The 19,289-nt window shown below is 67.0% G+C and carries 17 protein-coding genes and 1 pseudogene; 11 read left to right on the forward strand and 7 right to left on the reverse strand.

Annotated features, from left to right (window positions below; translation table 11 throughout):
• Window positions 1-175: 175 nt before the first annotated feature.
• The 3 genes from G4Q83_RS08380 to rpoE form a co-directional block, all read right to left on the reverse strand.
• Window positions 176-1,735: a DegQ family serine endoprotease gene (locus G4Q83_RS08380; protein ID WP_170069169.1), complete on the reverse strand. Its 1,560-nt coding sequence runs from the start codon at window positions 1,733-1,735 to the stop codon at window positions 176-178.
• A gap of 100 nt (window positions 1,736-1,835) precedes the next feature.
• The gene (locus G4Q83_RS08385; protein ID WP_128420604.1) at window positions 1,836-2,732 is read right to left on the reverse strand and encodes a sigma-E factor negative regulatory protein; all 897 of its coding nucleotides are present in this window, start codon (window positions 2,730-2,732) and stop codon (window positions 1,836-1,838) included.
• Window positions 2,729-3,349 carry an RNA polymerase sigma factor RpoE gene (gene rpoE, locus G4Q83_RS08390; RefSeq protein WP_128420605.1) on the reverse strand — a complete coding sequence of 207 codons (621 nt, stop codon included), beginning with the start codon at window positions 3,347-3,349 and terminating at the stop codon, window positions 2,729-2,731. The genes G4Q83_RS08385 and rpoE overlap by 4 nt, the downstream gene beginning before the upstream one ends.
• Before the next feature lie 241 nt (window positions 3,350-3,590).
• Here rpoE and G4Q83_RS08395 point away from each other — a divergent pair, with 241 nt between their 5' ends.
• A complete protein-coding gene (locus G4Q83_RS08395; protein ID WP_128420606.1) occupies window positions 3,591-5,654 on the forward strand; it encodes a 3-hydroxyacyl-CoA dehydrogenase NAD-binding domain-containing protein in 2,064 nt (687 codons plus the stop codon).
• A 394-nt stretch (window positions 5,655-6,048) separates the two neighbouring features.
• The gene (locus G4Q83_RS08400; RefSeq protein ID WP_128420607.1) at window positions 6,049-7,263 is read left to right on the forward strand and encodes a GGDEF domain-containing protein; all 1,215 of its coding nucleotides are present in this window, start codon (window positions 6,049-6,051) and stop codon (window positions 7,261-7,263) included.
• A gap of 42 nt (window positions 7,264-7,305) precedes the next feature.
• Here G4Q83_RS08400 and G4Q83_RS08405 read toward each other — a convergent pair whose 3' ends face one another.
• From G4Q83_RS08405 to G4Q83_RS23215, 4 genes are all read right to left on the reverse strand, one after another.
• The gene (locus tag G4Q83_RS08405) at window positions 7,306-8,274 is read right to left on the reverse strand and encodes a cation diffusion facilitator family transporter (protein ID WP_128420608.1); all 969 of its coding nucleotides are present in this window, start codon (window positions 8,272-8,274) and stop codon (window positions 7,306-7,308) included.
• Between the two features lie 87 nt (window positions 8,275-8,361).
• Window positions 8,362-8,499, reverse strand: a complete 138-nt coding sequence (locus G4Q83_RS23205) for a hypothetical protein (RefSeq protein ID WP_246432322.1) — start codon at window positions 8,497-8,499, stop codon at window positions 8,362-8,364.
• Window positions 8,500-8,673, reverse strand: a complete 174-nt coding sequence (locus tag G4Q83_RS23210; protein WP_246432323.1) for a hypothetical protein — start codon at window positions 8,671-8,673, stop codon at window positions 8,500-8,502.
• A complete protein-coding gene (locus G4Q83_RS23215) occupies window positions 8,673-8,978 on the reverse strand; it encodes a putative sulfate exporter family transporter (protein ID WP_246432324.1) in 306 nt (101 codons plus the stop codon). The genes G4Q83_RS23210 and G4Q83_RS23215 overlap by 1 nt, the downstream gene beginning before the upstream one ends.
• A gap of 39 nt (window positions 8,979-9,017) precedes the next feature.
• On the opposite strand from G4Q83_RS23215, the pseudogene G4Q83_RS23220 reads away from it, so the two are divergent.
• The 9 genes and pseudogenes from G4Q83_RS23220 to G4Q83_RS08450 form a co-directional block, all read left to right on the forward strand.
• A pseudogene (locus G4Q83_RS23220) lies at window positions 9,018-9,233 on the forward strand (XVIPCD domain-containing protein); the annotation flags it as partial.
• Between the two features lie 285 nt (window positions 9,234-9,518).
• On the forward strand, window positions 9,519-10,193 hold the full coding sequence (locus G4Q83_RS08415) for a hypothetical protein (RefSeq protein WP_185817376.1): 675 nt from the start codon (window positions 9,519-9,521) through the stop codon (window positions 10,191-10,193).
• 73 nt (window positions 10,194-10,266) lie between these two features.
• Complete coding sequence (locus G4Q83_RS08420; RefSeq protein WP_185817377.1) at window positions 10,267-11,829, forward strand: XVIPCD domain-containing protein; 1,563 nt, start codon at window positions 10,267-10,269, stop codon at window positions 11,827-11,829.
• 196 nt (window positions 11,830-12,025) lie between these two features.
• Entirely contained in the window at window positions 12,026-12,700 is a 675-nt protein-coding gene (locus G4Q83_RS08425) for a hypothetical protein (RefSeq protein ID WP_246432325.1), read from the forward strand.
• A gap of 73 nt (window positions 12,701-12,773) precedes the next feature.
• Complete coding sequence (locus tag G4Q83_RS08430; RefSeq protein WP_185817378.1) at window positions 12,774-14,669, forward strand: T6SS phospholipase effector Tle1-like catalytic domain-containing protein; 1,896 nt, start codon at window positions 12,774-12,776, stop codon at window positions 14,667-14,669.
• Entirely contained in the window at window positions 14,666-15,202 is a 537-nt protein-coding gene (locus tag G4Q83_RS08435; protein WP_185817379.1) for a hypothetical protein, read from the forward strand. The genes G4Q83_RS08430 and G4Q83_RS08435 overlap by 4 nt, the downstream gene beginning before the upstream one ends.
• A 73-nt stretch (window positions 15,203-15,275) precedes the next feature.
• Window positions 15,276-16,838: an XVIPCD domain-containing protein gene (locus G4Q83_RS08440; protein WP_185817380.1), complete on the forward strand. Its 1,563-nt coding sequence runs from the start codon at window positions 15,276-15,278 to the stop codon at window positions 16,836-16,838.
• A gap of 89 nt (window positions 16,839-16,927) precedes the next feature.
• Window positions 16,928-17,440: a hypothetical protein gene (locus tag G4Q83_RS08445; RefSeq protein WP_128421356.1), complete on the forward strand. Its 513-nt coding sequence runs from the start codon at window positions 16,928-16,930 to the stop codon at window positions 17,438-17,440.
• A gap of 16 nt (window positions 17,441-17,456) precedes the next feature.
• Complete coding sequence (locus G4Q83_RS08450) at window positions 17,457-19,232, forward strand: chloride channel protein (protein ID WP_386273458.1); 1,776 nt, start codon at window positions 17,457-17,459, stop codon at window positions 19,230-19,232.
• The last annotated feature ends 57 nt before the right edge of the window (window positions 19,233-19,289 follow it).

A 19,289-nucleotide genomic window follows, 5' to 3' on the forward strand; every position in this document is an offset into this window, starting at 1 on the left:
CGTCAGGATAACGGACCATTATCGCATGGCTGGAGGGAGCCAGACGCCCCGGCTGCGCCACGCAGGCGCCGGCCCTTGCACGGACACCGTCCCGGAGAATAAATCCCAATGAAATCAAGGGTGGCCAGCGAACCTGGGTCCGCTGGCCACCCTCCGCAACGCCGCGCTGGGGCGCTCAGTCGACGCTGATTGCGATGAACTGGCTCGCCTGGCCCTTGGGGGTGCGCACCAGCAGCATGACCACGTCGCCCTTCTTTGCCGTGGAGGTCAGCTTGTGGAACTGCGCCGGGCTGGAGACCGGATTGCGCCCGACCTGCAGCACGATCATGCCCGGACGCAGCTGCGACTTGCTCGCCACCGCCTGGCTCACCTGCGCCACCTGCACGCCCTCGCCGGGCTTGAGCCCGAGCTTCTGCCGCAGCGGCGCTGGGACCTCCACCACGCTGATGCCCAGCGCGCTGCTTTCGGCAGCCTGCGGAGGCGTCGCACCTTCGCGGCCCGGCAGTTGCTGCCCGAGCGCCGCGCCATCGTCGCTGAGCTCGCTCAGGGTCACGCTGATGTCGCGCGGCCTGCCGTCGCGGATCACGGTGACGCGCGCCTTGCTGCCCGGCGGCAACATGCCCACCAGCGGCGGCAGGTCCTCGCGGGTGTTGATCTTCTGCCCGTTGAAGGCAACGATGAAGTCGCCCGGCTCGATCCCGGCCTTGGCCGCGCCGCTGCCTGGCTGCACGCCGTTGACCAGCGCGCCGCGCGTGTCGGCCAGGCCCAGGCCCTTGGCCTCGACGTCGCTGATGTTGGGCTGCATGGTCACCCCGAGCATGCCGCGGCTGACCTTGCCGGTCTTCTTGATCTGCTCGACCGCGCTCATCGCCAGGTCGATCGGAATCGCGAAACTGATGCCCATGTAGCCGCCGGAGGCGGAGAAGATCTGCGAGTTGATGCCAACCACTTCGCCGCGGGTGTTGAGCAGCGGGCCGCCGGAGTTGCCTTGGTTGATCGCCACGTCGGTCTGGATGAACGGCACGTAGCGCTGATCGGCGTACGGATTGCTGCGCCCGGTGGCGCTGACGATGCCGGCGGTGACCGAGTGGTCCAGGCCGAACGGCGACCCGATCGCGACCACCCACTGCCCGGGCTTGAGCCGGTTGGAATCACCCACGCACACCGTCGGCAGGTTCCTGCCGTCGATCTTCAGCAGCGCCACGTCGTACTGCTGGTCGCTGCCGATCACTTTGGCGGTGAACTCGCGGCGGTCGGTCAGCTTGACCTTGACCTCGCTGGCGCCATCGACCACGTGGTGATTGGTCAACACGTAGCCGTCGGGCGAGATGATGAAACCCGAGCCCATCGAACGGCCGCCGGGGGTGCCGTCGTCCTCGTCCGGTCCCTGCGGCTGGCCCGGCATGCCCGGCTGCCCAGGCAGCCCTTCGGGACCGAAGAAGCGGCGAAAGAACTCGGGGATCTGCGCATCGTCGGGCATGCCGCCGGCGCCGCGGGCCGCCGCGGTCTTGCGGCTGATGGTGGTCTCGACGTTGACCACGCCGGGCCCGACCTGCTCGACCAGGGTAGTGAAGTCGGGCAGACCGCTGACCAGTTGCGGCGCAGGCGCAGGCACCGCGCGCGCGGCCGGCGGCGCGGCGGCCGGCACGGCCGACTCGGGCTGCTGCGCGCAGGCGGCCAGCGGCAGGGTCAGGGCCAACACGCCCAGCAGATGGTTGCGGATACGATGAGTCATCAGACGTGAGCCTCCAGTTCGGGAAAGGGAAGAAAGACAGCTGCGGCGCCGCGAGCAGCGTGCGCCGGGGCGCAGCACGGGCTGCGGCCGACGCGCGGTCTCAAGGCTGCGGCAGCGGCGGTTCGGGCGCTGCGTCGGCCGGCGGCAACCACGGTTCGAACGGGTAGAACGCCGCCGGCACCCCGTGACGCGGGAAACTGGCGGTGAACTCGCTGCCGGACGCGGCCGGCCCCAGCGCCGAGCGCGGCCATGGCCGGGCCTGCGGCGGTGCGGCCTGGTGCGCGAACGGATCGCCGACGTGTTGCTGCGCGACCACCGCCCCCGCCGCCGTCGGCGCGAGCGGCAGCGCAGGCGTCGGCCGCGATGGCGTGGCCGCGGCGATCGCGCGCGCCGGTTCGGCGGCACGCGCGGCGCTGCTGCGCGCGGCCTGCTGGGTCCGGGTCGCGCCGCGCCGGGCGGCGGCGTCCTGGCGACGGTTGGCGGCGATGGCCACCGCCGGCGCCGGTGCCGCCGGCACCTGCGGGACAGCGATGGGGGCCGCGGGCGTAACGGAGGCAGGAGACACGGAACTGGCGACCTGTGCGGGCGGCGCGATCGGCGCTGCGTCGGGCAGGCGCTCGCGGGTCATGAACAAGGCGATCGCGGCGACCGATGCCGCCAGCGCCGCGCTGCCGCCCCAGCGCCAGGAACGGCGGCTGCCGGCGGCGGCGCGCGGCGCCTCGGCCGCCACCGCCTGGCGCACGCGCTCTCCGAAATCGGCCGGCGCCGGCATGCATACGCGGCCGCGCAGGATGTCGCCGCACAGCTGCCAGCGCTCGTGGCAACCGGACAGCTCCTCGTCGTGCTGCAGCCGGCGCAGCACGAAGCGCGCCTCGTCGGCTGGCAGCTCGCCGTCGATCAGCGCGGACAGCTGCTGCCGGTAGTGCAGTTCGAACTTGTCCGGCGGCGTGGCGCCGTGGGTCGGCTCGGGTTGGGGAATGGGCGTGCTATCGGTCATACGCGGTGTCGCTCACGAGTGGCGCTGTCGGTATCCAGCAGGGGACGCAGTTCGGCGTCGATGGCTTCCCGCGCGCGGAAGATGCGCGAGCGCACCGTACCGATCGGGCAACCCATCTTCTGCGCGATGTCCTCGTAGCTCATCCCGTCCACCTCGCGCAGGGTGATGGCGGTACGCAATTCTTCCGGCAACGCATTCACTGCCTTCATCACTGTCTGCTCCAGCTCCTGGCGCATCAGTTCGCGCTCGGGCGTGTCGGTATCGCGCAGGCGCGTGCCGCTGTCGAACTGCTCGGCGTCGAGCACGTCGACGTCGTCGGTGGGCGGCCTGCGGTTGTGCGCGACCAAGTAGTTCTTGGCGGTGTTCACGGCGATACGGTGCAACCATGTAGAGAACTGGGCGTCGCCGCGGAAGTTCCCCATCGCGCGGTAGGTGCGGATGAAGGTGTCCTGGGCCACGTCCTGACATTCGCTCCAGTCGGCGATGTAGCGCCCGATCAGGCCGACGATCCGATGTTGGTACTTGCGCACCAGCACATCGAACGCCGCGCTCTCGCCGCGCTGCACGCGCCGGACCAGTTCCAGGTCCAGCTCCTGAGGTGTTTCGACATCGGCCATGACGGGCCGCACTCCTGTCAGCCCAACCTACGTCGGACCATCTGACCACCAATTCGGGAAAAAGTTCAGCGCTCCTGCGGACCGCCGCCCTACGACGTTAACAGCGTTCCGTTAGGCTTGCGGCACGCCGCGCCAGCGGTCGCGGGACCGGCGTCACTTCCCTTGGATTGGGATTTGACGCAACGGAAACAACCTGTGGATGATAACGATCTTCTCCATACACAAGCGGATGGTCCTCCCCATGCTCTCAGGCTTCGATGGGCTCCGATTCAGTCACTGGCAAGCGGACATCCGCGACGACGGCGTCGTCGTGCTCAGCCTCGACCGCCAGGACGCGCCCGTCAATGCGCTGTCGCAGGACGTGCTGCTGGAGTTGGGCGACCTGCTCGAGCGCATCGCCATCGACCCGCCCAAGGGCGTGGTGATCCGCTCGGCCAAGGCCAACGGCTTCATCGCCGGCGCGGACTTGAAGGAATTCCAGGAATTGGACCGCCGCGGCACCGTCAACGACGCGATCCGCCGCGGCCAGGCCACGTTCCAGAAACTCGCCGAACTGCCCTGCCCGACCGTGGCCGCGATCCACGGCTTCTGCATGGGCGGCGGCACCGAGATCGCGCTGGCGTGCCGCTACCGGGTCGCCTCCAGCGACGGCGCCACGCGCATCGGCCTGCCCGAAACCAAGCTCGGCATCTTTCCCGGCTGGGGCGGCAGCGCGCGCCTGCCGCGGCTGGTCGGCGCGCCGGCGGCGATGGACCTGATGCTGACCGGGCGCACCGTATCGGTCTCGGCGGCACGGGCGATGGGCCTGGTCGACAAGGTCGCCGCGCCGGCGGTGCTGCTCGATACCGCGGTGGCGCTGGCCTTGACCGGCAGCACGCGCCCGTTCAAGCAGCGTGCCACCGCCTGGGCCACCAACACCTGGCCGGCGCGCAAGCTGCTGGCGCCGCAGATGCGCAAGCAGGTGGCACGCAAGGCGCGCAAGGAACACTATCCCGCGCCGTACGCACTGATCGGCGTGTGGGAGCGCAGCGGCGGCAGCGACATCCAGGCGCGCCTCGACGCCGAGCGCAAGACGGTGGTCAAGCTGGCGAGCACGCCGACCGCGCGCAACCTGATCCGCATCTTCTTCCTCACCGAGCGGCTCAAGGCGCTGGGCGGGAAAGAACACGGCATCCGCCACGTGCACGTGGTCGGCGCCGGGGTGATGGGCGGCGACATCGCGGCGTGGTCGGCCTACAAGGGCTTCAAGGTGACCCTGCAGGACCGCGAGCAGCGCTTCATCGATGGTGCGCTGCGCCGCGCCGGCGAGCTGTTCGCCAAGCGGGTCAAGGACGAGAGCAAGCGCCCGGAAGTGGCGGCGCGGCTGAAGGGCGACCTGGCCGGCGACGGCGTGCCGGCCGCCGACCTGGTGATCGAGGCGATCATCGAGGACCCGCAGGCCAAGCGCGAGCTGTACCAGTCGCTGGAGTCGCGGATGCAGCCCAGTGCGCTGCTCAGCACCAACACCTCCTCGATCCCGCTGACCGAACTGCGCGAGCACATCCAGCGCCCGGCCCAATTCGCCGGCCTGCACTACTTCAACCCGGTGGCGCAGATGCCGCTGGTGGAGATCGTCTGCCACGACGGCCTGGCCGTGGACGACCAGAAGCGGCTGGCGGCGTTCTGCAAGGCGATCGACAAGCTGCCGGTGCCGGTGGCCGGCACGCCCGGCTTCCTGGTCAACCGGGTGTTGTTCCCATACCTGCTGGAGGCCGCCACCGCCTACGCCGAGGGCATCCCCGGCGCGGTGATCGACAAGGCCGCGGTGAAGTTCGGCATGCCGATGGGGCCGATCGAGCTGATCGACACCGTGGGCCTGGACGTGGCGGCCGGGGTCGGTGCGGAACTGGCGCCATTCCTGGGCCTGCCCATTCCCACCGCCTTGCAGACGGTGGAACCTGGCAAGCGCGGCAAGAAGGACGGCCATGGCCTGTATGCGTGGGAAAACGGACGCGCGAAGAAACCGGAAGCGGCCAAGGACTACCAGGCGCCGGCCGACCTTGAAGACCGTCTGATCCTACCGCTGCTCAACGAGGCGGTGGCCTGCCTGCACGAGGGCGTGGTCGCCGATGCCGACCTGCTCGACGCCGGCGTGATCTTCGGCACCGGCTTCGCTCCGTTCCGCGGCGGCCCGATCCAGCATATCCGCAGCGTCGGCGCCGATGCGTTGCTGGAGCGCCTGCGTGCATTGCAAGCGTGCTATGGCGAGCGCTTCGCGCCGCGTCCGGGCTGGGACGCACCGGCCTTGCGCGTCGCGGTGGCCTGACCCCGCGCCGCGCCAGGATGTCTCCGCTCCGCGACCGGCCGGCCGGCCGGTAGCAGCGTGGAGGCGGGGCGGCACCGGCTCAGCGGAGGCGGGGCGGCACGCAAGGCGGCCCATGCTGTCGCCTTCCCATCGCCCAAGTACGCTCGCCAGCCGCATCAGATTCATGGCCGGCCATAGCCATCGCCCGATCGTCGCTGCAGCACGCACCGAAGCACCCGCGCGCTGGCATTTTCCTGTTTCCCGGCAAGGCCGGCCGGCTGGTCAAAACGGCCTTGTGCGTTGATCGCCCGCCTGTTTCCATATTTATTTTCGAAATTCGCGCTCCCCACGCTCAAGTATCGTATGCCACAGCCGATAGACACTCATGGTTGGGCGTCGCTACTAGGACTAGCATATGCATGGCCAAAGTGCCGATGTCGAGGCAGGCAGCGCATCCATGCCCGGGCCGTTGGGTGACTTCATCAGTTGGCTGAGCGAACCAGGCGCGGATTTGCCGCAGGAAATACGCAGGCGCCTGTTGCGCGGGCCGTTTTCCTCCGTGAGCGTGTTGCTGTTCGGATGCGTAAATTCGTTCATCATCACCCTGGTCGCCTGGCTGCGGCACCCTACGGCCTTTTTCCTCGCCTGGCTGATCGTGGATCTGCTGATCTGGATCCTGCGGATCGTTTTCATCCTGGCCGACGCGCGACTGAGCACAGCGGGCTTCCAATGGGGAGTCCAGCTTCAGATATTGTTCGGGCTGGCATTGGCCCTGGTAATGGGGTTGGGCACCGGCGGAACCCTGGTCAGTGGCGATCACGTGTTGCAGGTGCTGGCCTGCGCCTCGATGGTGAGCATGAATGGCGCCGTCGCCATCCGCAACCGCGGCATGCCAAGATATGCATTCCTGCAGGTCCTGTTGAGCGATTTGCCGCTGAAAGTCGGTGCGCTCCTGCAACCGGAGCCGTGGCTGAAAATCTTCGTCCTGCAAGGGCCGCTGTATCTCATCTCGCTTTACGCCCTGATCCAGCACCTGAACAAGGATCTGATCGGCGCCCTGCTCGGCGAGTACAGTAGCGGCGAGAAGGCCGCACGCGACGAGTTGACAGGCACGTACAACCGGCGCGGCTTCGCCTCAGCGGCCGCGCGCGACGTGATGATCGCGGACAACACGGAGAAAACGGCCATCCTGTTCTACCTGGACCTGGACAATTTCAAGGTGGTCAACGATACCTACGGCCATGCCTCCGGCGACAAATTGCTGCAGGCGTTTTCTTTCAACCTTGGGTCCATCGTGCGTTCGCGCGATATCGTCGGACGGCTTGGCGGCGACGAGTTCGCCATCCTGTTCTTTGAAGACGACGAGCGGCTGTTGCTGCCGCTGGCGGCGAGAATCGTCGACGCGACACGGCGTCTGTCGAACGACTACCTGCCGCAACCGCTGGAAATCGGGGTCAGCATCGGAATCGCGTCGGTTCCGGCAAGCGACCTGAACAAATCCGGCGTATTCGACCGGCTGGTCAGCTGCGCCGACCGCGCGCTTTACAAGGCCAAGTCCGCAGGGGGCAATTGCTGCTTCACGGACAGTCCGATCCACCTGCCGCTGGAAAGCGGCCATCTTACGCGGTGACCCATCCGGGTTGGTTGCATCCGCCCCGCCGTAGCCGTCGGCTCACGACGAATGCCCACGCCCCTGGTCGTGCCGGTGCGCATGATCGCCGTGCGCGTGCGCAGCGACGTAGGCCACCGGCGTGCCGCACTGCGGCGCGCCGCAGTGGCCGGCTTCCATCTGCAAGGTGACGTGGTCGATGCCGAAGCGCACATGCAGGCCGTCGCAAAGGACAGCGCGCAACGCATCGCCGTCAGCGTGGTCGGCCACCACCACGTGCGCGGTCAGCGCCGGCGTGCTCGAGGCCAGCGCCCAGACATGCAGGTCGTGCACGTCCTGCACCCCCGGGGCGCTGCACAGGTAGCCGCGGAGCGCGGCCATGTCCACGCCCTGAGGCACGCCCTCCAGCAGCACGTTGACCGCCTCGCGCAGCAACACCCAGGTGCGCGGCAGCACCCACAGGCCGATCAGCACCGCCATGATCGGATCGATCAGCTTCCAGCCGGTGAGGCGGATCGCCAGCGCAGCGGCGATCACCGCCACCGAGCCGAGCATGTCGCTCCACACTTCCAGGTAGGCGCCCTTCATGTTGAGATTCTCGCCGCTGCCGGCCTTGAGCAGGCGCATCGAGATCAGGTTGACGAGCAGGCCGAACGCGGCAATGCCGAGCATGCCGATCGTGGCCACCTCCTGCGGCTGGCGGAAACGCAGCACCGCTTCGCAGAGGATGTAGGCGGCGACCGCGAACAGCAGGCCGCCGTTGACCAGCGCGCCCAGCGCTTCAAGCCGCGCGTAGCCATAGGTGCGCTTGGCGTCGGGCGGGCGCCGGCTCAGCCGCACCGCGACCAGCGCGATCATCAACGCCACAGTGTCGGTGGCCATGTGCGCGGCATCGGACAGCAATGCCAGGCTGTTGGTCACGAACGCGCCGACGATCTCCACCAGCAGGAACGCGGCGGTCAGCCCCAATGCCCACCACAGCGGTTTCTCGTGGCGGATCTCGGCCGGTGCGTGGCGGTGGTCGTGTCCCATGAGCTGGCCTGGCAGAACGTGCGAAAGAATGTTCGCCAGCTTAGACCGGCGCCGCTGCGGAGACTATTACACCGCAGCCCGCGAGCGTCACGGCAGCCAGTGCAGCGGCGCCCCGCTGATGCCGGCCAGCGCTAGCAGCGACCGCATGCCCGCGGCCAGCACGCGGCCCCAGGACGCCAGCACCGAGCGCAGGTACACCGACAACCCCAGCGCCGCCATCGCCACCTAGGGTCGGCACGCGGACACGCGCTGCGCCGCGTCCGCCAGTGCCGGCGGCAGCAGGCCATACGAACGCAGCACCATCATGCCGATGAAGCCCAGCACGCGCCAGGGCAGCCGCCGCTGCAGCGGCAGCCGGCCGGCGCCCGGCCGCCCCGCGGCCAGCCCGAGCAGCAGCATCAACGGCCCAGCATCATCACCCGCGTCAGCTTGACCAGCGCGCCGACTTGCGCGCTGGCCGCGCCCACCGGCAGCATCGCCGCCAGTACCTGCGGCACGGCGTACACGATCATGCCGGCGAGGATCCCGTAGTGGCGCTGATCCAGGCCGAACAGCGGCACCGCCAATGGCAACGCCAGCACCACCGCGATCCTCAGCGCCGCGGTAAATGCGATCGATGCGGCCACTTGGTCCGCATCGGCATCGATCATCATCGCCGCCGCCAAGATCGCCGAATTGCCGCAGATCGAATTGCCGCACGTCACCAGCGTGGCCAGGCACGCCGGCAGGACGGGCGCTTGGCCATCGTGGTGGACGGCGATCCGAGCGATCCGACCCACAAGCGCGCGGCCGTGGCGGTGGAGCAGGCGCTGCGCACGCCGCTGGAGCAGTCCGACGCCAAGCTCGAAGCGGCCAATCAGATCATCGCGCAGGAGCGGCGGCAGGCGCGCGAGCAGGCGCGGCAACAGGAACCGGCGCAGTCGATGCACGCACAGGCCACGTCGGCGATGGGGCGTTGAGCGACTCAGCTTGCAGCGCCCGGGCAGCACCGGCCCGACGTGTTGGGGACCGACCAAGACCGCGTCCTACCCTGCGTCGAATCCAGGCCCAGGAACTGCACGTCGGCGCCCGGGCCACCGCCCCACCCTCCACCGCTTGCGACTACACTACGCCGCATCCCATGCCCGGATCCTCCGCCATGCTGCACGCGCGCCTCACCCCACTGCTCCTGTGCGCGGCGCTCGCCGTGGCCGGCGACCTGCAGGCGCAATCGATAATTTTCCGTTCGAAGAGGCGAAAGAACCATGGACATCCAGGCTCTTCTATCGGCAGTCGATCCAATGCGAGCGAATCAATGTAGTAAGTTTCTCGGCGCAATGGCAGCCGGTTTGCTGCTGGCCGGCGGCGCCCATTCCGCTCCCTATGAGAAGGAACCCACTATGACCACGGCGACAGCCAAGCCTTCCAATGTTCCCATCGAACCGGCCAGGCAGTGGCCGCTGAAGTTCGAGAAACATAGTTTCGAGATATACAGCTATGACACCTACGGTTGCAAGGTTTGGTATGCAGACACTTGGCAAGCCATGGACGACGAGACCAAGCTGAAGCGTTCTTCTGATCGTTATGGCCCGAATTATCAAAAGAACTGGGGCGGCGGCCATTCCGGCATCCGCAACTTTCCTCTACCAGCGGAAATAGCGTGGCGTTCCAAGGATGGACAGTCGCACCAGGCGCGGATCGACATCGGCGAACTCTTCAAGGATGAGGTGATCCTGCACAACGTCCCGCGCGAGGAAATGGCGGATGTGCCATACGGCAAGTATCAGCATGACCCGGATATCATCATGGAAGTGAACGACCGCACTATTCGGGTCTACATGCGGGCCATGATTTTTTTGAAGCAGCGGGTGGAAGTGGCCGGCCATCTGAGAGCCGACTTCCGCAACGATCTGATCTTGGTAAAAACCTATACCTACTGAAGCAAGGAGCGGTGCCATGGGTGAGCTATTTAGGGATGGCGCATCTCGCCCCGTTACACCAGGCGAGTTGGACATGTACACGAAGGCACAGGCGTTGCAGGCTCAGCAACAGGCGCCAATCTTGCAGAGATCTGACAATTCACACGACTATATGTTCTTCGCGATGTTCGACGGCACGGGGCAGGATGCAGATGATCCAAAACAGTCCCCTACAAATGTGGGTGTTCTAAAGTCCCAACTTCGCGAAGTGGCACAGGCCCCTGATTCACGCGTCGGATACAACTATGCCAAGGGGATCGGCACCCAGCACAATCCACTTGCCCGGACCTGGGACGGCGCCTTTCCCTACACCTGGGACGACAGGATCGAAGAAACATATACAAGCCTTGCAACGCAAACAAAACAATGGCGGGAACAAGACCCCGAAGCACAAATCCGCATCGCCGAAGTCGGCTACAGCCGCGGCGCAGTGCTGGCCCCGGGGTTCGCGCGGCTGGTCGATCGCTACGGCATCGCCGATCCCGAGGATCTGAGCTTCGGACGCGACGCGCACGGCCACCTCACCGTCGAGAGTCCGCGCCCGCCGCTGGTCCCTCCCGGTCAGGTGGCGCAGGCGATGGGATTGTTCGATCCGGTCGGAACGAATCTGCCCAAGGACTACGATGCGCGGCTGCCGCCTTCCGTCATCAGCGCGTTCGCGCTGCTGGCCGCGGACGAACGGCGCAAGGCGTTCCCGCACCAGACCATCGTGGCGCCGGCGCTGAGCGCGGACGCGCGCATGCTCAACGTGCCGGTGCCGGGCGGACATTCCAACGTCGGCGGCGGCAACCGCGAGGGCGGACTGGAGGCGTTGGCCTTCAACCAGATGGCCGATTACCTCAACGCGCTGCGCGATAAGCCGCTGATCGAACACCGCGTGCTGCCGGACGATCCGGCGCAGTACACCGTCCATCAGGCTCGCGGCGCGACCGCGCTGCCGGGGCTGGACCAGGACGGGCAACGCGACCTGCGCCAGGAACTGGCCAACTGCAAGATCGTCGATCCGTGCCGCAGCGCCGAACCGATGGACCAGACGCTGGCAGCCCGCTTCGAGTACCGCAGCGTACAGCCGACCGCGCACCTGCCCACGCTGCCGCCGCACGCCGCGCTGGCGGCCGAACCGCCGCCGCCGCGCGGCATCGCCCCCGACGATCCGGCGCATCCGGACCATGCGCTGCTGGAACAGATCCGCCGCGGCGTGCGCGAACTCGACGCCCGCCATGGCCGCAGCTACGACGAAATCAGCGAGCGGCTGAGCCGCAGCCTGCTGGCGGCCAGCAAGGACAACCGCGAACTATATCCGGGGCGCGAGCACTCGCTGTCGGCCAATGCGCTGGAACGCGCCGATCGCGTGCTGCTGGGCAAGGACGGGCGCTTGGCCATCGTGGTGGACGGCGATCCGAGCGATCCGGCCCACAAGCGCGCGGCCGTGGCGGTGGAGCAGGCGCTGCGCACGCCGCTGGAGCAGTCCGACGCCAAGCTCGAGGCGGCCAATCAGATCATCGCGCAGGAGCGGCGGCAGGCGCGCGAGCAGGCGCGGCAACAGGAACCGGCGCAGTCGATGCACGCACAGGCCACGTCGGCGACGGGGCGTTGAGCGACCCAGCTTGCAGCGCCCGGGCCACCGCCCCACCCTCCACCGCTTGCGACTACACTACGCCGCATCCCATGCCCGGATCCTCCGCCATGCTGCACGCGCGCCTTACCCCCCTGCTCCTGTGCGCGGCGCTCGCCGTGGCCGGCGACCTGCAGGCGCAATCGATAATTTTCCGTTCAGAAGAGGCGAAAGAACCATGGACATCCAGGCTCTTCTATCGGCAGTCGATCCAATGCGAGCGAATCAATGTAGTAAGTTTCTCGGCGCAATGGCAGCCGGTTTGCTGCTGGCCGGCGGCGCCCATTCCGCTCCCTATGAGAAAGAACCCACTATGACCACGGCGACAGCCAAGCCTTCCAATGTTCCCATCGAACCGGCCAAGCAGTGGCCGCTAAGATTCAAGAAACATGGTTTTGGCGTGTACAGTTACGACACCTATGGATGCAAGGTCTGGTATGCGAATGCATGGCAAGCCAGGGAGAGCGACGCCAAACTGCAGCCATCTTCGGACAGTTATAAGCCCGACCATCAAAGGAATTGGAGCAGTGGCCATATCGGCATCCGGAATTTCCCTGCACCGGCGGAAGTGACGTGGCGTTCCAAGGATGGACAGCCGCACCAGGCGCGGATCGACATCGGCGAACTCTTCAAGGATGAGGTGATCCTGCACAACGTCCCGCGCGAGGAAATGGCGGATGTGCCATACGGCAAGTATCAGCATGACCCGGATATCATCATGGAAGTGAACGACCGCACCATTCGGGTCTACATACGGGCCATGATTTTTTTGAAGCAGCGGGTGGAAGTAGCCGGCCATATGAGAGCCGACTTCCGCAACGATCTGATCTTGGTAAAAACCTATACCTACTGAAGCAAGGAGCGGTGCCATGGGTGAGCTATTTAGGGATGGCGCATCTCGCCCCGTTACACCAGGCGAGTTGGACATGTACACGAAGGCACAGGCGTTGCAGGCCCAACAACACGTACCAATACTGCAACGTTCTGCCGAGTCGCATTCTTATATGTTCTTTGCTGTTTTTGATGGGACGGGCCAGGATGCCAACGATCCCAGGCAGTTACCTACCAATGTAGGCATTCTTAAAGCGCAACTCGACGAATTAAGAAAAAATCCTGATTTGCGGATAGGTTATAAATATGCTGAAGGGATCGGCACCCAGCACAATCCACTTGCCCGGACCTGGGACGGCGCCTTTCCCTACACCTGGGACGACAGGATCGAAGAAACATATACAAGCCTTGCAACGCAAACCAGAAAGTGGCAGCAACAAGACCCCGAAGCACAAATCCGCATCGCCGAAGTCGGCTACAGCCGCGGCGCAGTGCTGGCCCCGGGGTTCGCGCGGCTGGTCGATCGCTACGGCATCGCCGATCCCGAGGATCTGAGCTTCGGACGCGACGCGCACGGCCACCTCACCGTCGAGAGTCCGCGCCCGCCGCTGGTCCCTCCCGGTCAGGTGGCGCAGGCGATGGGATTGTTCGATCCGGTCGGAACGAATCTGCCCAAGGACTACGATGCGCGGCTGCCGCCTTCCGTCATCAGCGCGTTCGCGCTGCTGGCCGCGGACGAACGGCGCAAGGCGTTCCCGCACCAGACCATCGTGGCGCCGGCGCTGAGCGCGGACGCGCGCATGCTCAACGTGCCGGTGCCGGGCGGACATTCCAACGTCGGCGGCGGCAACCGCGAGGGCGGACTGGAGGCGTTGGCCTTCAACCAGATGGCCGATTACCTCAACGCGCTGCGCGATAAGCCGCTGATCGAACACCGCGTGCTGCCGGACGATCCGGCGCAGTACACCGTCCATCAGGCTCGCGGCGCGACCGCGCTGCCGGGGCTGGACCAGGACGGGCAACGCGACCTGCGCCAGGAACTGGCCAACTGCAAGATCGTCGATCCGTGCCGCAGCGCCGAACCGATGGACCAGACGCTGGCAGCCCGCTTCGAGTACCGCAGCGTACAGCCGACCGCGCACCTGCCCACGCTGCCGCCGCACGCCGCGCTGGCGGCCGAACCGCCGCCGCCGCGCGGCATCGCCCCCGACGATCCGGCGCATCCGGACCATGCGCTGCTGGAACAGATCCGCCGCGGCGTGCGCGAACTCGACGCCCGCCATGGCCGCAGCTACGACGAAATCAGCGAGCGGCTGAGCCGCAGCCTGCTGGCGGCCAGCAAGGACAACCGCGAACTATATCCGGGGCGCGAGCACTCGCTGTCGGCCAATGCGCTGGAACGCGCCGATCGCGTGCTGCTGGGCAAGGACGGGCGCTTGGCCATCGTGGTGGACGGCGATCCGAGCGATCCGGCCCACAAGCGCGCGGCCGTGGCGGTGGAGCAGGCGCTGCGCACGCGCTGGAGCAGTCCGACGCCAAGCTCGAGGCGGCCAATCAGATCATCGCGCAGGAGCGGCGGCAGGCGCGCGAGCAGGCGCGGCAACAGGAACCGGCGCAGTCGATGCACGCACAGGCCACGCCGGCGATGGGGCGTTGAGCGACCCAGCTTGCAGCGCCCGGGCCACCGCCCCACCCTCCACCGCTTGCGACTACACTACGCCGCATCCCATGCCCGGATCCTCCGCCATGCTGCACGCGCGCCTCACCCCCCTGCTCCTGTGCGCGGCGCTCGCCGTGGCCGGCGACCTGCAGGCGCAATCGATAATTTTCCGTTCGAAGAGGCGAAAGAACCATGGACATCCAGGCTCTTCTATCGGCAGTCGATCCAATGCGAGCGAATCAATGTAGTAAGTTTCTCGGCGCAATGGCAGCCGGTTTGCTGCTGGCCGGCGGCGCCCATTCCGCTCCCTATGAGAAGGAACCCACTATGACCACGGCGACAGCCAAGCCTTCCAATGTTCCCATCGAACCGGCCAGGCAGTGGCCGCTGAAGTTCAAGAAACATAGTTTCGAGATATACAGCTATGACACCTACGGTTGCAAGGTTTGGTATGCAGACACTTGGCAAGCCATGGACGACGAGACCAAGCTGAAGCGTTCTTCTGATCGTTATGGCCCGAATTATCAAAAGAACTGGGGCGGCGGCCATTCCGGCATCCGCAACTTTCCTCTACCAGCGGAAATAGCGTGGCGTTCCAAGGATGGACAGTCGCACCAGGCGCGGATCGACATCGGCGAACTCTTCAAGGATGAGGTGATCCTGCACAACGTCCCGCGCGAGGAAATGGCGGATGTGCCATACGGCAAGTATCAGCATGACCCGGATATCATCATGGAAGTGAACGACCGCACTATTCGGGTCTACATGCGGGCTCACATTCCGACCAAACAGCTTCAAAAGCCAGGGAATCGCTATAGCGACTTCCGCAACGATCTGATCTTGGTAAAAACCTATACCTACTGAAGCAAGGAGCGGTGCCATGGGTGAGCTATTTAGGGATGGCGCATCTCGCCCCGTTACACCAGGCGAGTTGGACATGTACACGAAGGCACAGGCGTTGCAGGCCCAACAACACGTACCAATACTGCAACGTTCTGCCGAGTCGCATTCTTATATGTTCTTTGCTGTTTTTGATGGGACGGGCCAGGATGCCAACGATCCCAGGCAGTTACCTACCAATGTAGGCATTCTTAAAGCGCAACTCGACGAATTAAGAAAAAATCCTGATTTGCGGATAGGTTATAAATATGCTGAAGGGATCGGCACCCAGCACAATCCACTTGCCCGGACCTGGGACGGCGCCTTTCCCTACACCTGGGACGACAGGATCGAAGAAACATATACAAGCCTTGCAACGCAAACCAGAAAGTGGCAGCAACAAGACCCCGAAGCACAAATCCGCATCGCCGAAGTCGGCTACAGCCGCGGCGCAGTGCTGGCCCCGGGGTTCGCGCGGCTGGTCGATCGCTACGGCATCGCCGATCCCGAGGATCTGAGCTTCGGACGCGACGCGCACGGCCACCTCACCGTCGAGAGTCCGCGCCCGCCGCTGGTCCCTCCCGGTCAGGTGGCGCAGGCGATGGGATTGTTCGATCCGGTCGGAACGAATCTGCCCAAGGACTACGATGCGCGGCTGCCGCCTTCCGTCATCAGCGCGTTCGCGCTGCTGGCCGCGGACGAACGGCGCAAGGCGTTCCCGCACCAGACCATCGTGGCGCCGGCGCTGAGCGCGGACGCGCGCATGCTCAACGTGCCGGTGCCGGGCGGACATTCCAACGTCGGCGGCGGCAACCGCGAGGGCGGACTGGAGGCGTTGGCCTTCAACCAGATGGCCGATTACCTCAACGCGCTGCGCGATAAGCCGCTGATCGAACACCGCGTGCTGCCGGACGATCCGGCGCAGTACACCGTCCATCAGGCTCGCGGCGCGACCGCGCTGCCGGGGCTGGACCAGGACGGGCAACGCGACCTGCGCCAGGAACTGGCCAACTGCAAGATCGTCGATCCGTGCCGCAGCGCCGAACCGATGGACCAGACGCTGGCAGCCCGCTTCGAGTACCGCAGCGTACAGCCGACCGCGCACCTGCCCACGCTGCCGCCGCACGCCGCGCTGGCGGCCGAACCGCCGCCGCCGCGCGGCATCGCCCCCGACGATCCGGCGCATCCGGACCATGCGCTGCTGGAACAGATCCGCCGCGGCGTGCGCGAACTCGACGCCCGCCATGGCCGCAGCTACGACGAAATCAGCGAGCGGCTGAGCCGCAGCCTGCTGGCGGCCAGCAAGGACAACCGCGAACTATATCCGGGGCGCGAGCACTCGCTGTCGGCCAATGCGCTGGAACGCGCCGATCGCGTGCTGCTGGGCAAGGACGGGCGCTTGGCCATCGTGGTGGACGGCGATCCGAGCGATCCGGCCCACAAGCGCGCGGCCGTGGCGGTGGAGCAGGCGCTGCGCACGCCGCTGGAGCAGTCCGACGCCAAGCTCGAGGCGGCCAATCAGATCATCGCGCAGGAGCGGCGGCAGGCGCGCGAGCAGGCGCGGCAACAGGAACCGGCGCAGTCGATGCACGCACAGGCCACGTCGGCGACGGGGCGTTGAGCGACCCAGCTTGCAGCGCCCGGGCCACCGCCCCACCCTCCACCGCTTGCGACTACACTACGCCGCATCCCATGCCCGGATCCTCCGCCATGCTGCACGCGCGCCTCACCCCACTGCTCCTGTGCGCGGCGCTCGCCGTGGTCGCCGCTCCCGCCGCCGCCCAGCGCACCGTAGCCGGCGATCTGCAGGCACAGATGTCGGCGCAGGCGTTCAAGGCCGCCGGGCTGGACAAGCTGTCACCGCAGGAGCTGGCCGCGCTCAACGACTGGCTGCAGGGCAAGGTCGCCAAGGACACCGCGGTGGCGCTGGATCGAGCCAAGGAGGAAGGCCGCCAGGAAGTGATCGTGAAGAACCGCGGCTTCTTCGACTTCGGCAGCCAGGAGCCGATCGAGAGCACCCTGGTCGGCGAGTTCAGCGGTTTCTCCAAGGGCCGCCGCTACGTGCTGGCCAACGGCCAGGAATGGGAGCAGACCGAGTCCGCCAGCCTGAGCAGCGTACACCGCAGCAACCCCAAGGTGCGGATCAAGCCGGGCATCGCCGGCGTGTGGTACATGCAGATCGACACCTACAACACCCGGGCGAAGGTCCGTCGCGTCAAGTAAGGCGCATGCCGTGAACGTGCGCCAGCACCCGCGGCTGGGCCTGGCCGACGCCTCGCACAGCCTCGCCGACGCGCTGCGCCGGCGTTTCCGCGCCAGCGATGTCTGGTTCATCGCGCTGGCCCTGCTGGCCGGACTGGTCGCCGGCCTGCTGACCCTGCTGCAGGGCGGCCTCGCCCACGCCGTGCAGGTGTGGCTGTACGGCCTGGACGTTGATTCCCGGCTCAGCGCGATGCCCGCGCTGAGCCCGGGCCAGTTGCTGGTGCTGCCGCTGGGCGGGCTGCTGGTGGGCCTGCTCGGCATGGCCGCGCGCGCGCGCAAGCGCCAGCTGATCGACGCGGTCGAGGCCAATGCGTTGTACGGCGGGCGCATGTCGATGCGCGACAACCTGATCGTCTCCGCGCAGACCCTGCTGTCCAACGGCTGTGGCGCCTCGGTCGGGCTGGAGGCGGCGTACACGCAGATGGGCGCGGGCAGCGGCTCGCACCTGGGGCGGATCTTGCGCCTGCGCCGCGCCGATATCCGCACCCTGGTCGGCGCCGGCGCCGGCGCGGCCATCGCCGCCGCGTTCGGCGCGCCGCTGGCGGGCGCGTTCTACGCCTTCGAGATCGTGATCGGCGCGTACTCGCCGTCGGCGCTGGCGCCGGTGGCGGTGGCCTCGCTGGGCGCGGTGTTCGTGGCCCAGGCCGCGGGAGTGCAGCCGTACCTGTTGCCGGCCTCGGCGGCGTCGGCGCTGGAAGCGCGCGACTACGTGCTGTACGCCTTGCTGGGCGCGATCTGCGCGTTGCTGGCGGTGGCGGTGATGCGCCTGGTCGGGGCGATCGAGCAGGCGGTCAACCGCAGCCCGCTGCCGCGCTGGGCGCGGCCGGTGGCCGGCGGCCTGATGCTGATCCCGCTGGCGCTGATCACCCCGCAGGTGCTCTCGTCCGGGCACGGTGCGCTGCATCTGGATCTGACCAGCCCGACCTCGTTGCAATGGCTGGGTGCGCTGTTGCTGCTCAAGTGCCTGGCCTCGGGCATCTCGCTCGGCTTCGGCTTCCGCGGCGGCCTATTCTTCGCGTCGCTGTTCATGGGCTCGCTGGTCGGCGGCCTGTTCGCGGGGCTGCTGAACCTGGGCACCGGCATGGCCCTGGTCGACGGCACCGCCGCCTCGCTGGCCGGCATGGCGGCGCTGACCGCGGCCGTGGTCGGCGCGCCGATGACGATGGCGATGCTGGTGCTCGAGGGCACCCACGATTTCGTGCTGGCCAGCGCGGTGATGGTGGCGGTGCTGGTGGCCAACACCATCGTACGCCAGGTGTTCGGCTATTCGTTCTCCACTTGGCGCCTGCACCTGCGCGGCGAGACCATCAAGAGCGCGCGCGACGTGGGCTGGGTGAAGCACTTGAGCGCCGGACGGATGATGCGCAAGGACGTGCATCCGCTCGCGGCCGGCACCTCGGTGGCCGAGTTCCGCCGCCGTTTCCCGCTCGGCTCGGGCATCCGCGTGGTGCTGGAGGACGAGCAAGGCCACTACGCCGGGCTGGTGACCCTGGCCGCGGCCTATGCCGACGGGGTCGATGCCGACGCGGCGATCGCCGACTATGCCGGCAACCGCGACGTGGCGCTGCGCACCGACACCGACGTAGTCACCGCGATGCGCCAGTTCGACCTGACCCAGAGCGATGAACTGGCGGTGGTGGACGAACGCGGCCGGGTGCTCGGCGTACTGACCGAGGGCTTCGTGCGCAAGCGCTACGCCGAGGAACTGGACAAGCGCCAGCGCGAGCTGATGGGCGAGCGGGTGGATGATTGATGCGGGACTCGGGACGGCAGGATACTGTCCCAGGGCAAATCGCTGTCAAGCGATTTG

The organism is Xanthomonas theicola (assembly GCF_014236795.1).
Classification (GTDB): Bacteria; Pseudomonadota; Gammaproteobacteria; order Xanthomonadales; family Xanthomonadaceae; genus Xanthomonas_A; species Xanthomonas_A theicola.